General features: G+C 73.0%; 9 protein-coding genes. 5 read left to right on the plus strand and 4 right to left on the minus strand.

Annotated elements, in window-relative coordinates; genetic code table 11:
* Positions 1-304 precede the first annotated feature (304 nt).
* On the minus strand, positions 305-853 hold the full coding sequence (locus LE548_RS28215; protein WP_225099788.1) for a MarR family winged helix-turn-helix transcriptional regulator: 549 nt from the start codon (positions 851-853) through the stop codon (positions 305-307).
* Between the two features lie 149 nt (positions 854-1,002).
* Here LE548_RS28215 and LE548_RS28220 point away from each other — a divergent pair, with 149 nt between their 5' ends.
* A complete protein-coding gene (locus LE548_RS28220; protein WP_225099965.1) occupies positions 1,003-2,259 on the plus strand; it encodes an MFS transporter in 1,257 nt (418 codons plus the stop codon).
* 38 nt (positions 2,260-2,297) lie between these two features.
* Here LE548_RS28220 and LE548_RS28225 read toward each other — a convergent pair whose 3' ends face one another.
* Positions 2,298-3,944, minus strand: coding sequence for a SpoIIE family protein phosphatase (locus LE548_RS28225; protein WP_225099789.1), 1,647 nt, complete (start codon positions 3,942-3,944; stop codon positions 2,298-2,300).
* Positions 3,945-4,102: 158 nt separating this feature from the next.
* Positions 4,103-5,482: an NAD(P)/FAD-dependent oxidoreductase gene (locus LE548_RS28230; protein WP_225099790.1), complete on the minus strand. Its 1,380-nt coding sequence runs from the start codon at positions 5,480-5,482 to the stop codon at positions 4,103-4,105.
* Between the two features lie 378 nt (positions 5,483-5,860).
* Between LE548_RS28230 and LE548_RS28235 the strand changes: the two genes are divergently transcribed.
* Positions 5,861-6,634: a TetR/AcrR family transcriptional regulator gene (locus LE548_RS28235; protein ID WP_225099791.1), complete on the plus strand. Its 774-nt coding sequence runs from the start codon at positions 5,861-5,863 to the stop codon at positions 6,632-6,634.
* Positions 6,635-6,801: 167 nt separating this feature from the next.
* A complete protein-coding gene (locus LE548_RS28240; protein ID WP_374116189.1) occupies positions 6,802-8,754 on the plus strand; it encodes a sigma-70 family RNA polymerase sigma factor in 1,953 nt (650 codons plus the stop codon).
* A gap of 83 nt (positions 8,755-8,837) precedes the next feature.
* On the opposite strand, the gene LE548_RS28245 is transcribed toward LE548_RS28240, so the two are convergent.
* Complete coding sequence (locus LE548_RS28245; RefSeq protein WP_225099792.1) at positions 8,838-10,913, minus strand: asparagine synthase-related protein; 2,076 nt, start codon at positions 10,911-10,913, stop codon at positions 8,838-8,840.
* Positions 10,914-11,613: 700 nt separating this feature from the next.
* On the opposite strand from LE548_RS28245, the gene LE548_RS28250 reads away from it, so the two are divergent.
* Together LE548_RS28250 and lhgO are read left to right on the plus strand one after the other, a co-directional pair.
* Complete coding sequence (locus tag LE548_RS28250) at positions 11,614-13,038, plus strand: MFS transporter (protein WP_225099793.1); 1,425 nt, start codon at positions 11,614-11,616, stop codon at positions 13,036-13,038.
* 70 nt (positions 13,039-13,108) lie between these two features.
* Complete coding sequence (lhgO, locus tag LE548_RS28255; RefSeq protein ID WP_225099794.1) at positions 13,109-14,326, plus strand: L-2-hydroxyglutarate oxidase; 1,218 nt, start codon at positions 13,109-13,111, stop codon at positions 14,324-14,326.
* Positions 14,327-14,334 lie beyond the last annotated feature (8 nt).

Genomic DNA, 14,334 nt, shown 5'->3' on the forward strand with positions numbered 1-14,334 from the left:
CTGACTCTATCAGATCCTTTCGGCGTCTGACTCCCAGTCAGGGGGTTTGTCTTCCCGGTCCGTTGGGCCGTTCCGACGTCTCAAACCTTAGCGGATCTCTCCGGCGATTCCCAATCGGGCCGCCGAGTCCCTATTCGAATTGAATTCGGGCACGCCGAAATCAACCCGTTCGGGAGATCGTGCTGGTGGTTTGGGGTGCCACTCGCGTGGCGAGAGTGTTGCCGCAGAAGCGTTACGCCTCCGTGGCAACTCGGAGAACTTTACGGATCGGACAGGGCTGTGTCAACAGCCGCTGTCAAGATCTTTAATCCAGGTCGGTGAGGCGGCCGCCGGCGTCCGGCTGGGCGTGCTCCACTCTGCGCAGGAGGCGAGTGAGGACCTCTCCCAGTACCGCGCGCTCCGCGGGGGTGAGGTCCTGGAGCAGGTCCTCCTCGAAGACCGTGGCGAGGCGCATCGCCTCCAGCCACTTCTCGCGGCCCTCGGGGGTCAGCTCGACGATCACCCGGACGCGGTTGGACTCGTCCCGCTCCCGGGTGACGAGCCCCTCGGCGACCATGCGGTCGATCCGGTGGGTCATCGCGGCCGGCGTGAGGCCGAGGCGCTTGGCGAGGTCGCTGGGGCCCATGCGGTACGGGGCGCCGGAGAGGACCAGGGCCTTGAGGACCTCCCACTCGGCGTTGCTGATGCCGAGGGCGGAGGTCTGGCGGCCGTAGGCGACGTTCATGCGGCGGTTGAGCCGGGACAGGGCCGAGACGATCTTCTCGACCTGGGGGTCGAGGTCCTGGAACTCGCGCTGGTAGGCGGCGATCTGTTCTTCGAGGGTCGGCTCCGTGACGCCGGGGGTGTCGGCCATGGCCGCAGTATCGCACGCACTCCCTTTGCCTTGAAGTCCTTGACTGTGTACTCTTTAGCTTCGAACTTTAGCTTTGAAGTCTTCAGGCCTAACTCCTTCAGGTCTCAGTAGTGAGAGAGGTGAACGTGACCAGGGCGATGGGCGCAGCGATGCGCCGGATCCACGTGGGCAACGCACTCAGCGCGTTCGGGCTCGGTTTCACCGTCCCCTACCTGTACGTCTATGTGGCGCAGGTGCGGGGGCTGGGTGCCGTGACGGCGGGGCTCGTCCTCGCCGTCTTCGCCGTGGCCGCGCTGATCGTGCTGCCGTTCGCCGGCCGGGCGATCGTGCGGCGCGGCCCGCTGCCGGTCCTGCTCGCCGCCCTGGTCACCGCCGCGCTCGGCGCCCTGAGCCTGGGGCTCGCGGGCAACGCCACCGCCGTACTGCTGTCGGCCGCGGCGCTCGGGGCCGGGCAGGCCGTGATGCAGCCGGCGCTGGCCACGATGATCGTGGACTGCTCGGCGGCGGACACGCGCTCGCGTGCGTTCGCGACGCAGTTCTTCCTGCAGAACCTGGGGCTCGGTGTCGGCGGACTCATCGGCGGTCATCTCGTCGACACCACGCAGGTGTCCTCGTTCACGCTGCTGTTCGCGATCGAGGCGGCGATGTTCCTGCTGCTGGTCGTGGTGATGGCGACGGTGCGGATGCCGCACGCGCCGCGGCTGGGGGACCTGCCCGCCGGGTCGGCGAAGGGCAGCTGGAAGCAGTTGCTCGGCAACCGGGCCATGGTGCAGCTGTGCGTGCTGGGCTTCGTGCTGTTCTTCGCCTGTTACGGCCAGTTCGAGTCCGGGCTGAGCGCGTACGGCGTCGAGGCGGCCGGGATATCGACCTCCGCGCTCGGTACGGCGCTGGCCGCGAACACGCTGATGATCGTGGTCGCCCAGTTCGCCGTGCTGAAGTTCGTCGAGCGGCGCCGGCGGTCGCGGGTGATCGCCGGGGTGGGTCTCATCTGGGCGGTGGCGTGGGTGGCCGCCGGGTACGCGGGGCTCGGGCACGGCAGCCAGGAGATGGCGACGGCCGCGTTCGTCTCGACGTACGCGCTGTTCGGGCTCGGTGAGGCGATGCTGTCCCCGACCGTCGCGCCGCTGGTCGCCGATCTGGCGCCGGAGGGCATGGCCGGGCAGTACAACTCGGCGTTCGCCCTGGTCAAGCAGCTGGCGCTGGCCCTCGGTCCGGCGGTGGGCGGCCCCATGGGCGCCTCGCTGCACGCGCCCTACATCGTGACGTTCCTGCTGTTCTCGCTGGGCATCACGGTGCTGGCGCTGCGGCTCGGCCGGCGGCTCACGGAGGTGCAGGACCGGCCGTGGCTGCGCACCAGCCGCGTGGTTGCCCGGGGTGAGGCACCCGCGGAGTCCCTGGCCGCGTAGTCGTCAGGCACCCGGCACGACCGCCCGCGGCCAGGACGCTAGCCCTTCTGCAGGACGAACTCGCACCACACCGCCTTCCCCCCGCCCGGTGTCCGCCGTGAACCCCAGTTGGACGCGATGGTCGCCACGATGGCGATGCCCCGGCCGGACTCGTCGGCCGGCTCCGCGCGGCGGCGGCGGGGGAGGTGGTCGTCGCCGTCGGTGACCTCGATGATCAGGCGGCGGTCGGTGCGGCGCAGGCGCAGGCGCATCGGTGGGGTGCCGTGCTGGAGGCTGTTGGCGACCAGTTCGCTGGCGGCGAGGACGCCGAGGTCCTGGAGTTCGGCGGGAAAGCGCCAGCTCGTCAGGACGCCGGAGGCGAACGCACGCGCGCGGGGGGCCGCCTCCACGCCGCCGAGGAGTTCCAGGGCCGCGTTGCGGAAGAGGTCGCCGTCGGGGCCCGTACGGGCGGGATGCTGGAGGACCAGGACGGCGACGTCGTCGTCATGGTCGGCGGTGACGCCTGCCGAGCGGACCAGGCGGTCGCAGATCACCTGGGGGGTGCCCGTGGCACCGGCGAGGGCGCGTTCGAGGGACGCGATGCCCTCGTCCAGGTCCTCGTCGCGGCGCTCGACCAGGCCGTCCGTGTAGAGGACCGCCGTGGAGCCGGGGCCCAGGGCGATCGAGCCCGAGGCGTGCATCCAGCCGCCGGTGCCGAGTGGCGGGCCGGTGGGTTCGTCGGCGCGGGAGACCGTGCCGTTCTCGTCGCGGACCAGGATCGGGAGGTGGCCGGCGGAGGCGTAGACCAGCCGGCCCTCGTTGGGGTCGTGGACGGCGTAGACGCAGGTGGCGATCTGGTTGGCGTCGATCTCTATGGCCAGGCCGTCGAGCAGTTGCAGGACCTCGTGCGGGGGGAGGTCCAGGCGGGCGTACGCGCGCACGGCCGTCCTCAGCTGGCCCATGACCGCCGCCGCGCGCACGCCCCGGCCCATCACGTCGCCGATGACCAGGGCGGTGCGGCCGCCGCCGAGGGTGATGACGTCGTACCAGTCGCCGCCGACCGCCGCTTCCGTGCCGCCGGGCTGGTAGGTGGCGGCGATGCGCAGGTCGTCGGGCTGTTCCAGCTCCTGGGGGAGGAGGGAGCGCTGGAGGGTGACGGCCGTTTCGCGCTGGCGGCGCTCGCTCGCGCGCAGGCGCTCGGCGGCTTCCGCGTGGTCGGTGACGTCCGTGGCGAAGACCAGCACGCCGCCGTCGCGGTCGTCGTCCTCGGCGACGGGGGTGCAGGTGAAGGTGTACGACCGGCCGTCGACGGCCTTGCGGGACTTCAGGGTGCGGGGCTTGCCGCTGCGCAGCACCTGGTCGAGGAGCGGGAGCAGGCCCAGTTCGGCGAGTTCGGGCAGGGCCTCGCGGGCGGGTGCGCCCATCGGCCGTACGCCGAAGGCCGCCGTGTAGGCGTCGTTGACGTAGGCGATGCGGTGGTCGGGGCCGTGGACCAGGGCGACCAGGGCCGGGACGCGGTCGAGGACGTCGCGCGCGGGCAGTTCGTCGACGGCGGGCACCGGGGGTGTGCCGTCGGCCGGCGGCTCGGCGCGGGCCGCGGGCACGGAGCCTTCTCCCCGCCGGTCCGGGGAGACCGGGGTCTCGGTCCGCGCGGCGGCGCGGCGCTGCGTTCCGGGGAGCCGGGCGCTCCAGCGCGTGAAGTTCACTGTGGGGAAGGCCTCGTGGGTGCTGTGGCGGGCGGGTGGCCCGTCCGCGGACGTGGGGCAGTCTGGCAGGGTCTTGGCGGGGACACAGGGTCTTGCTGGGGCGGGCCGCGGCGACATCCGTCAGACGCCGGAGCGGGCCGTGGAGTTCCTGGGTCCGGTCAGGACGACCCCTTCGGGTCGTCCGAGGGGCTGTGAGGAGGCTTTCCACCGGCCGCGAGTTCGAACTCCGCTCGGGGATGTTCGAGTGAACCGAGGGAGACGATCTCCCGTTTGAAGAGCCCGGCGAGGGTCCATTCCGCCAGCACGCGGGCCTTTCGGTTGACGGTGGGCACCCTGCTGAGGTGGTAGACGCGGTGCATGAACCAGGCAGGGTAGCCCTTCAGCCTGCGCCCGTAGACCTGGGCGACGCCCTTGTGGAAGCCGAGGGAGGCGACCGAGCCGGCGTACTGGTGGGCGTACGTCTCCAGGGGTTCGCCGCGCAGCGCGTGGGCGATGTTGTCGCCGAGGGTGCGGGCCTGGCGGAGGGCGTGCTGGGCGTTGGGGGCGGTCAGGGTGCCCGGTTCGGCGGCGGTGACGTCGGGTACGGCGGCCGCGTCGCCGGCCCCCCAGGCGTGTTCCGTGCCGTCGACGGTGAGCTGGGCGGTGCATTTCAGCCGGCCGCGGTCGGTCAGCGGCAGGTCGGTGGCGGCGAGCAGGGGGTGCGGTTTGACGCCGGCGGTCCACACGACCGTACGGGTCGGGAAGCGCTGGCCGTCGCTGAGGACGGCGACGCGGTCGGCGCAGGAGTCCAGGCGGGTCTCCAGCAGCACCTGGATGTTGCGGCGGCGCAGCTGGGTGACGGTGTAGCGGCCCATCTCCGCGCCGACCTCGGGCAGGATGCGGTCGGAGGCCTCCACGAGGATCCATTTCATGTCCTCGGGGCGGACGTTGTGGTAGTAGCGCGCGGCGTAGCGGGCCATGTCCTCCAGTTCGGCGAGCGCCTCGACGCCCGCGTAGCCGCCGCCGACGAAGACGAAGGTCAGGGCGGCGTCGCGGATCGCGGGGTCGCGGGTGGAGGAGGCGATGTCCATCTGCTCGATGACGTGGTTGCGCAGCGCGATGGCCTCTTCGACTGTCTTGAATCCGATGCCGTGCTCGGCGAGGCCGGGGACGGGCAGCGTGCGGGAGATCGAGCCGGGGGCCAGCACGAGCTCGTCGTAACCGAGGAGTTCGGCCGGTTTTGCCTCCTCGGCGGTGGCGAGGGTGGTGACGGCGGCGGTGCGCACCGCGTGGTCGATCGAGGTCACCTCGCCGATGACGACATGGCAGCGGTCCAGGACGCGGCGCAGCGGTACGACGACATGGCGAGGGGAGATCGAACCGGCGGCCGCCTCGGGCAGGAACGGCTGGTACGTCATGTAGGGGTCGGGCGTGACGACGGTGATCTCGGCCTCACCCCGCCTGAGCTCGGCCTTCAGCTTCCGCTGAAGACGCAGGGCCGTGTACATCCCGACGTAGCCGCCGCCGACAACCAGAATGCGCGCACGTTCCTTCACCATCCCATGACGCACCCGGCGCTGTTGTTTGTCCACAGCCCCGGCAATTTGTGTGACCGGCGAGCGGGTGTGCGCAGGGCCGGGCGCGGTCATCGGAGCGGACGAAAGGGGGCAGGTCAGCGGGTGCGGGTCACCGTGTGCGAAGGTGGGGAATCAGGGTGTATGTGCCCCGTACTCCGATCGAGGGGCGCTCCGTGCGGAACCTGCCCCTTCTGAATTGACTCTCGCTCAACTATGTTCGTGTGTCGACGGGGTGTAGGGAATGTGGTCGATCGGGGCTCGCGACGGGCGGACCCGGTCGAGATCGAAGTCAGTTCCGCGCACTCCGGATTCAGTGGCGGGGAGTCTCCGGGGGGAGACGTCATTTACCGGGGGAAACACATGCATGTTCAGGACACGCATCATTGGTCGTCCGCAGCCGCCGTCGGAGCCGGCGGCGGGGCGGTGAGCGCGGCGGTCGGCAACGGACGCGCGGACGGGGCGCGTACGACACCGCTGCGCGTGGACGCACAGCGCAATCTGGAGCACGTGCTGCGTGCGGCGCGTGAGGTCTTCGGCGAGCTGGGGTACGGCGCGCCGATGGAGGACGTGGCGCGGCGCGCGCGGGTCGGTGTCGGCACGGTGTACCGGCGCTTTCCCAGCAAGGACGTACTGGTCCGGCGGATAGCCGAGGAGGAGACCGCGCGGCTGACCGAGCAGGCGCGCACCGCGCTCGGTCAGGAGGACGAGCCGTGGTCGGCGCTGTCCCGGTTCCTGCGGACGTCGGTGGCGTCGGGGGCGGGGCGGCTGCTGCCGCCGCAGGTGCTCGTCGGCACCGCCGGTCTGGCCGAGGGGGGTGCGTCCGGGGCTGCCGCCGAAGAGCCTCGGGTGCCGCAGCAGCGGGTGCAGCCGGGCACCGGTGAACTGCGGCTGGTGCCCGGGGAGTCCGCCGGGGCCGGCGACGACAGCGGGGTCGGGGAACTGCTCGATGTGGTCGGGCAGCTGGTCGAGCGGGCCCGCGCCGCGGGTGAGCTGCGGGCGGATGTGTCCGTGGGGGACGTGCTGCTCGTGATCGCCACGGCGGCGCCGTCCCTGCCGGATGCTGCGCAGCAGGCGGCGGCGTCGGCGCGGTTGCTGGACATCCTGCTGGAGGGGTTGCGGTCGCGTCCCGCGTAATGCGCCGTTCTGCCTCCCGCACCGCCCGTGACGCCTCATGGGCAGTGCGGGCAGGCGCCCTGCGGACGGCTCGGGATGCACTCCTTCGAGTGCATCCCGGCCGCCTGCGTTGACCGCGGCCCTCGGATGAGTGGATGCGGTGAGCGGGGAGCCTTGGACAAAAGGCAATGTGGCACTCTGAGCCGGTGACGGATTGGGCTGGGTCGGACGGGTCACGCGGCGACGACGCGGGTGCGGAGGCCACCGGGGTGACCCCGCCCCAGGTGCCGAGCCAGGGCGGGCGCGCGGCCTCCTCCGGCAGGCGGGCCGAGGAGAGCGTGCCGGCGCAGCGCGAGGGCAGTGTGCTGCCGCCGCCCCGGAAGATGCCGCCCGGCGACGCCGAGCTGATCGAGCGGATGCGCGGGGGCGACGACTCCGCCTACGAGGAGCTGTACCGGCGGCACGCCGATGCCGTACGGCGGTACGCGCGCACTTGTTGCCGGGACGGGCACACCGCCGACGACCTCACCGCCGAGGTCTTCGCCCGGATGCTGCAGGCCGTGCGGGGCGGGGCCGGGCCCGAGCACGCCGTACGGGCCTATCTGCTCACTTCTGTACGACGCGTCGCCGCGAACTGGATCAAGTCCGCGCGGCGCGAGCAGCTCGTCGACGACTTCGCCGTCTTCACCCAGCAGGCCTCACGGTCGTCCGAGGTGTCCGACGACGCCGCATCCATGGGCTCCTTCGGAGCGGGCCTGGACCTGGGCGCCGACGTGCGCGCCATGCACGAGGCCGAGCAGTCCATGGCGATGCAGGCCTTCCGTTCGCTGCCCGAGCGCTGGCAGGCCGTGCTGTGGCACACCGAGGTGGAGGACGAGTCCCCGAGCGAGGTGGCCGTGCTGTTCGGGCTGGACGCCAACGGCACCCGGGTGCTCGCCAGCCGCGCGCGCGAGGGGCTCAAGCAGGCCTACCTCCAGGCCCATGTCAGCGCCTCCCTCGCCGGTGACGAGGAGTGCGCCCGGTACGCCGACCAGCTCGGCAACTACGCCCGCCGCAAGCTGCGCATCCGTGCCGAGCGGGGCCTGCGCAAGCATCTGGAGGAGTGCGCCAAGTGCCGGCTGGCCGCCGCGCAGATCGAGGAGGTCGCGAGCGGTATCCCCGGTGTCGTGCCGGTCGCGGTCATCGGCTGGTTCGGGGCCGCCGGGTACGCCAAGGCGCTCGGCATCATCGCCGGCAGCGCGGGGGCCGGGGCCGCCGGTGCGGCGGCCGCGGCCACGGCCACGGGGTCGTCCGGGACGAGCGGCGCGGGGGGTGCCGCGGCGGCGGAGGGCCTCGCTGCGCCGGTGAAGGCGGGGATCGCGGCCGGTGTCGTCGCGGTGGCCGCCGCCGCGGTGGCGTTCGCCCTGATCGACGACAGCCATCCGCCGGCCAGGGAGATCGCCAAGCCGGCCCCGTCCGCACCGGCCGTCCAGCCCCCGGCACCGCGGCCGACCCCGTCGAAGCGCCGGCCGGCCCCGCCGCCGGTGGTGCCCGCCGCCGAGCCGGCCCCGGCCCCGGTCCCGACCCCGGTCCCGACCCCGACGCCCACCCCCACTGCGAAGCCCACCCTCACGCCGGCCCCCAAGCCCACGCCGACGCCGACCCCTTCGCCGCCCTCTTCGCCGACGCCGACGCCGACCCCGACGCCCACTCCGCCTCCGGCGCTCACCGTCTACCAGGTGAGCGAGCTGAACTACGACGTCGACGGCGACGGCACCAAGCCCGAGATCCAGCTCGGCGAGAGCAGCTGGGTGTGGCAGCGCTACGGCATGTCGATCGGCGGCAAGGAGTACGCGCGCGGGGTGACCGTGCACGGCGAGTCCTCCGTCACGATCGCCCTGAACCGTCAGTGCGTCGCCTTCGACGCGCTGGCCGGGGTGGACGACATGACGCTCGGCCTCGGCAAGGTGTCGTTCTCCGTCTACGCCGACGGGGTACGGCTGTGGCGGTCGGGGATGGTCAAGGGGCACGACCGGGCCGTCCCCGTCCATGTCGACCTGACCGGGCGCAAGACCGTACGGCTCGTGGTGGAGCCGCACAGCAACGCCTTCGACGAGGCCGCCCTCGCGGACTGGGCGGAGTCCCGGTTCACCTGCCGATAGAGGGAGGGTGGGCGCTGGGGGTACCCCCAGCTCGAAGAGCTTGGGGGAGGCACCTTGCCGACGCCCGCAGCGACGCAGGCCTCTCACGCGCCCGACGCCAGAGCTCCCCTTCTCGGCTGGATACCGGAAGGCACCGCACGCGCGCGTGCCGGTGTTCCCGTCCAGCACGTTCCGCGGCGGGCGAGCAGGCGGTGGAGCCAGAGTTCCAGGGAGATCAGGTCGGCCAGGCCGTCCAGGGGGAGGGGTTCGCCCGCGGCTGCCGAGCGGAGGGCCTTGCGGACCACGCGGGCCTCCACCAGGCCCGCGTCGGCGAGCAGCGGGGTGGTGAAGAGGTCCAGCAGGGGGTCGGCCGCTCCGCGCAGGCCCGCGCGGGTGGCCGCGGCCGAGGAGGCGTGGGACGGGGCGCCCCAGCCGGCGGGCAGGCCGGTGACGCCGGCGCCCTCCAGGACCGTACGGAGGATGGCCGCACGGGCGCCGGGCTGGACGCGCAGGGCCTCGGGGAGGGCGCGGCAGGCTCGGACGACCTGGTTGTCGAGGAAGGGCGCGTGCAGGCGCTGGGAGCGGATCTCGGCGGCCTGTTCCAGGACGCGCAGGTCGGCGGCGCTGCGGGCGAGCGCGGCACGCGCGCGGTGTTCGCCGGGGCGCTGGGCGCCGGTGCCGGAGCGGTCCGCCTCCGCCTGGAGCAGAACCGATACTTCGGCCAGTGCCTCCCCTGTCAGCCAGCGGGCGGCCGGCCCGGGTCTGGCCCAGGTCAGCGCGGCCAGGGACGCGCCGACCGCCCCCTTGGGCTCGTCGAAGCGGCGCCGCATCAGCCGCTCGGCCAGCTCCTCCAGGCCGGCCCGGTAGGGCGTGCGGGCGAGGCGCCGGGCCGCGCCGTACACGCGCGCGGGGACCATCACCGAGCCGTCGGCCTTGGCGAGGGCGGCGACCGGCCGGACCAGATGGCGGCGTTTGCGGTCCATGAGGAGGTCGGCGAGGCGGGCGGGGTGGGCGTCGAGGACCTGGCGGGCGCCGTGCCCGGTGAAGTGGTCGGCGCTGCCGGAGGCGAGGCGGGCGCGGTGCCGGGCGGCCGTGACCAGGGAGGGGCCCGGTTCGTCGGTGAGGGGGCCGTCGAGGTCGGCGTACGGCAGGGTCTCCTCGGCGCCGGTGACGACCACGTGGTGCAGGCGGGGGTTGGCGGCCAGGGCTCCCGCGCGTTCGAGTTCGGCCTCGCGGCCGCCCACGGCCAGGTCGTTGAAGGTGACGGCGAGGAGCCGTTCGCCCGCGCCCGTGCGGTGGCCGAGCAGCGTGCCGGGGCGACCGGGCAGTCCGGCGGCCAGCAGGGCGAGGGTGCCGGAGGCGGGCCCGCCGGAGAGGTCGGCGCCGATGCCGGGCGCGGGCATCCCGCGCCGGGCCCGCCGCTCGGCCGGGCCCATGCCGGGCACCGGCCCGGGGTCGAGGTCGGGTACGTGCCGGGGTGCCGACAAGCGCGCGCGTACCGCTTCCACGAGGGCGTCCCGTACGGCGTCCACGGCGTGGTCGGGGTCGGCGGCGGGCGCGGCCACGGCGAGGGAGGCGACGGGCTCGTACCCGGCGATCTCGCGCGCTCCGGCGCGCAGCACGAGCGCGTGCCCCGGCGGAACCCGGCGTACGCCCTCGTACGGGGTGGTGTCGCGCAGCGCGGCGGGTACGTCGGGGGCGGCGAGCAGGGCGGCGAGGTGACCGAAGTCGAGGTTGGCCTCGATGAGGTCGGCGAGGGGCAGCGCGGCAGTGGCGTAGGCGGTGCCGCCGGCCCAGGGGGTGTGGAAGACCGGGCGGGCGCCCGCGAGGTCGCCGCAGACGGTGATGCGCCGGCCGACCTGGACGACGGCCGTGTAGCTGCCGGGCCAGGCGGTCAGATGGCGCAGTGCGCCCCCGCGCGCGGTGAACAGCGCACGCCGCAGTTCCTCGTCGGAGGCGCCGCAGATGCCGAGGACGGCGATGCGGTTGTCCGCGTCGGCCTTGACCACGCGCACCTCGTCCGGGCGCCAGTCGCCGACGGCCCACAGCGGGTCGGGGTCGCCCCACAGGAGCTGGGAGCCGACGGGGTGCAGGGTCTCGCCGTCGTCACCGGTGGCGCCCGCGGAGCCGATCCCGGCGACGCGCGGGGCGGTGCTGCTCCAACCCACCAACCACCGCATCGACGCCTCCACAGGCTGTGGACAACCAGTGCACCGCAGGAACCGGTCCCCATGCTGCCATGAAGGACGCGCTGAGGAGGGGCGGCGGCACCGGCTTCGATCGAGGGAAACGCGCGCGGAGTTCGAGCGGGGTCCGCGGAAGGGGCGAGGACCAGGGGTGATGAGTTCTGGTCGAATGCGCCCCCTGTACGCTCCCCCAAAACGCCCTTCGCGCCCTCAAGTTGCATGGTCGGAACGGATGTACGCCGCCACGGGCCGGGGCGATTTTCAGCCAAATACACAGAGCGAAGGCGGAATTGAGCACGCTCCGTACAGGCCTGCGGAGCGCGCGGTGGCGCGGACACGCGCACAGTCCGGGAGGCGGGCATCGCCTCCCGGACCGGTCCGCCACCCGCGGGGATGAAGGTGGCGGTGTCCCCCAGCCCACTGGATCCAGTACAGCGGGCCGACCCACGCAGAGCCATGGAACCGCTCCCCCGATGGCCGGAGAAGAGCGCACGGACGGGCGCACGGCCACACGCACGGGGGCACGCGGCGACGGGCCGTGCACGGTGCGTACAGGACCGTACTTCCGTACGGACCACAATCCCGCCATCCGGAACAATGCCCCTTAACGCTTGGGATGCGGCGAACTACGCTGGGTTTACGAATGCCGCGTGGTTATGCCAGCGCGGCAGCCGTCTGTGTCGAGGGGTGGCGCATGTCCAGGGAGCAACGCGGGCCGAACGAAAAGCTCGGCGCCGTTCTCGCCCTCGCGGGAATCAGCAACGCAGGACTCGCGCGGCGCGTCAACGACCTTGGCGCTCAACGCGGGTTGACTCTTCGCTACGACAAGACGTCGGTGGCGCGCTGGGTGTCGAAAGGCATGGTGCCGCAGGGTGCCGCGCCGCACCTCATCGCCGCCGCGATCGGCCAGAAGCTCGGCCGCCCGGTGCCGCTCCACGAGATCGGCCTGGCGGACGCGGATCCCGCGCCCGAAGTGGGCCTCGCCTTCCCCAGAGACGTCGGACAGGCGGTGAAGTCGGCGACGGAGCTCTACCGTCTCGACCTCGCCGGGCGCCGGGCCGGCTCCGGCGGCATCTGGCAGTCGCTCGCCGGATCGTTCGCGGTGAGCGCATACGCAACGCCTGCCTCACGGTGGCTGATAACCCCCGCCGACAGCTCGGTCGCGCGCGAGGCCGGCTCCGCCGAAGGCTCCGCGGCACCGATCAAAGTCGGCCACAGCGATGTGCAGAAGCTGCGGGAGGCCGCCGAGGACGCCCGGCGCTGGGACTCCAAGTACGGGGGCGGGGACTGGCGTTCGTCGATGGTCCCGGAGTGCCTGCGGGTGGAGGCGGCACCGCTGCTGCTCGGCTGCTACTCCGACGAAGTGGGCCGCGCCCTGTTCGGGGCGTCCGCCGAACTGACCCGGCTCGCCGGGTGGATGGCCTTCGACACGGGCCAGCAGGAGGCGGCGCAGCGGTACTACATCCAGGCGCTGCGGCTCGCGCGCGCGGCGGCGGACGTCCCGCTGGGGGGCTACGTGCTCGCGTCCATGTCGTTGCAGGCGACGTACCGGGGATTCGGGGACGAGGGCGTCGACCTGGCGCAGGCCGCCCTGGAGCGCAACCGGGGGCTGGCCACCGCGCGGACGATGAGTTTCTTCCGGCTGGTCGAGGCACGGGCCCACGCGCGCGCGGGAGACGCACAGGCGGCGGGCGCGGCGCTGAAGGCGGCCGAGGGGTGGCTGGAGCGGTCCCGGGAGGGGGACAACGATCCGACGTGGCTTGGTTTTTATGGGTATGACCGGTTCGCGGCAGATGCGGCCGAGTGCTATCGGGATCTGAAGGCGCCCCGGCAGGTACGGAGGTTCACGGAACAGGCCCTGTCGAAGCCGACGGAGGAGTTCGTGCGATCGCACGGGCTGCGGCTGGTCGTCTCCGCCGTCGCCGAGCTGGAGTCCGGGAATCTCGACGCGGCCTGCGAGCAGGGGGTGCGGGCCGTGGAGGTGGCCGGACGGATCTCCTCGGCCCGGACCACCGAGTACGTGAAGGATCTGCTGCACCGGCTGGAGCCGTACGGGGACGAGCCCCGGGTGGTGGAGTTGCGGGAGCGGGCCCGTCCGCTGCTGATGGCCCCCGCCTGAGCCGCGAACACCGGACGTCCGGCGCGTTTGAAGGCGTTGTCAGTGGCGCAGTGCACTATCGAGGTGGGAGGTGGTGCAGGTGCCGGTCGGTGCGTACGACTGTGATGTGCTCGTGGTCGGCGGGGGGATCGTCGGGCTGTCGACGGCGTATGCGATCACGCGCGCCGCGCCGGGGACGCGCGTGACCGTGCTGGAGAAGGAGCCGGGCCCGGCCCGGCACCAGACGGGCCGCAACAGCGGAGTGATCCACAGCGGGATCTACTACCGTCCGGGCTCGCTCAAGGCGCGGTACGCGGTGCGGGGCGCGGCCGAGATGGTGAAGTTCTGCGCCGAGTACGGCATCGCGCACGCCGTCACCGGCAAGCTGATCGTCGCCACCGAGCGCGAGGAGCTGCCCCGGCTGCACGCGCTCGTGCAGCGCGGCCGGGAGAACGGGATTCCCGTGCGGGAGCTGGGCGCCGCGCAGATCGGTGAGTACGAGCCGGAGGTGCGCGGGCTCGCCGCCATACACGTCGGTACGACGGGTGTGTGCGACTACGTGGGGGTCGCCCGGCAGCTGGCGCGGGCCTCGGGGGCCGAGATCCGGTACGGGGCGCGGGTCGTCCGGGTCGACCGGCGCCCCGAGCTCGGGGTCGCCGTGCTGACCTCGGGCGGGGAGATCGTGCGGGCGCGCGTGCTGGTGAACTGCGCCGGGCTGTACTGCGACGAGGTGGCCCGGCTGACCGGGGACGAGCCCGGGATGCGGATCGTGCCCTTCCGCGGGGAGTACTACGAGCTGGCGCGGCCGGAGCTGGTGCGGGGGCTGGTGTATCCGGTGCCGGATCCCGCCTTCCCGTTCCTCGGTGTGCATCTCACGCGCGGGATCGATGGAGGCGTGCACATCGGGCCGAACGCGGTGCCGGCGCCGGCCCGGGAGGGGTACGGGTGGGGGGTCGTACGGCCCCGGGAGCTGGCCGGGACCCTGGCGTGGCCGGGGTCGTGGGCGATCGCCCGGCAGCACTGGAGATACGGCGCGGGTGAGCTGCGCCGCTCGCTGTCGAAGGGAGCGTTCCTGGAGGCGGTGCGCAGGCTGCTGCCCGGGGTGGAGTCGGACGACCTGGTACGGGCCCCTGCCGGGGTGCGGGCGCAGGCGGTTCTGCGGGACGGGACGCTGGTGGACGACTTCCTCATCCGGGAGGGAGAGCGGGCCGTGCACGTACTGAACGCACCCTCGCCCGCGGCGACAGCTTCGCTGCCCATCGGGCGGGAAGTCGGGCGCCGGGTTCTTGATCTGCTCGGCCGGCTGTAGCTCTCGGT

The organism is Streptomyces sp. CoH27, from assembly GCF_020181035.1.
In the GTDB taxonomy this organism is placed as follows: domain Bacteria; phylum Actinomycetota; class Actinomycetes; order Streptomycetales; family Streptomycetaceae; genus Streptomyces; species Streptomyces camelliae.

Bases quoted from the DNA above. Each gene is read 5' to 3' on its own strand.
- LE548_RS28245 (WP_225099792.1), bottom strand. From the start codon at position 10,913: ATGCGGTGGTTGGTGGGTTGGAGCAGCACCGCCCCGCGCGTCGCCGGG.
- LE548_RS28235 (WP_225099791.1), top strand. From the start codon at position 5,861: ATGCATGTTCAGGACACGCATCATTGGTCGTCCGCAGCCGCCGTCGGA.
- LE548_RS28250 (WP_225099793.1), top strand. From the start codon at position 11,614: ATGTCCAGGGAGCAACGCGGGCCGAACGAAAAGCTCGGCGCCGTTCTC.
- LE548_RS28220 (WP_225099965.1), top strand. From the start codon at position 1,003: ATGCGCCGGATCCACGTGGGCAACGCACTCAGCGCGTTCGGGCTCGGT.
- LE548_RS28215 (WP_225099788.1), bottom strand. From the start codon at position 853: ATGGCCGACACCCCCGGCGTCACGGAGCCGACCCTCGAAGAACAGATC.
- LE548_RS28240 (WP_374116189.1), top strand. From the start codon at position 6,802: ATGTGGCACTCTGAGCCGGTGACGGATTGGGCTGGGTCGGACGGGTCA.
- LE548_RS28230 (WP_225099790.1), bottom strand. From the start codon at position 5,482: ATGGTGAAGGAACGTGCGCGCATTCTGGTTGTCGGCGGCGGCTACGTC.